The sequence below is a fragment of the Caballeronia sp. AZ7_KS35 genome (genome assembly GCF_023631045.1).
GTDB classification, from domain to species: domain Bacteria; phylum Pseudomonadota; class Gammaproteobacteria; order Burkholderiales; family Burkholderiaceae; genus Caballeronia; species Caballeronia zhejiangensis.
Genome location: NZ_JALQDV010000106.1, coordinates 1 through 276 on the forward strand (window position 1 = coordinate 1; position 276 = coordinate 276).

The 276-nt window shown below is 31.5% G+C and carries 1 protein-coding gene; it reads right to left on the bottom strand.

The window, feature by feature from the left end; genetic code table 11:
- Nucleotides 1–276, bottom strand: a 276-nt coding sequence (locus NCT05_RS37310) for a DNA translocase FtsK (RefSeq protein WP_284507662.1), incomplete at both ends; no start/stop codon positions are given.

Consider the following 276-nt stretch of genomic DNA (forward strand, 5'->3'; position numbering starts at 1 on the left):
GGCATAACCAACCCTAAATCTTCTTTGTATAGCAGATATTGATGCAGTATCTTCCATAATAACGAATCTAACTGCCTCATCAAATAGTTCATCCACCTCATCTAATGAATCATTAGACTTATTTACTTCTTCTATTTTTTTATTAAAACTATCATTAGTTTCTTCAACTATATTTTTGTTTTTTACATATGTTACAACTCTTTCAATTTCATGGTCTGTAACAAATGCGCCTTGTACCCTCTTTGGTTTTGGTAGCTTGCTTGGATAGTAAAGCAT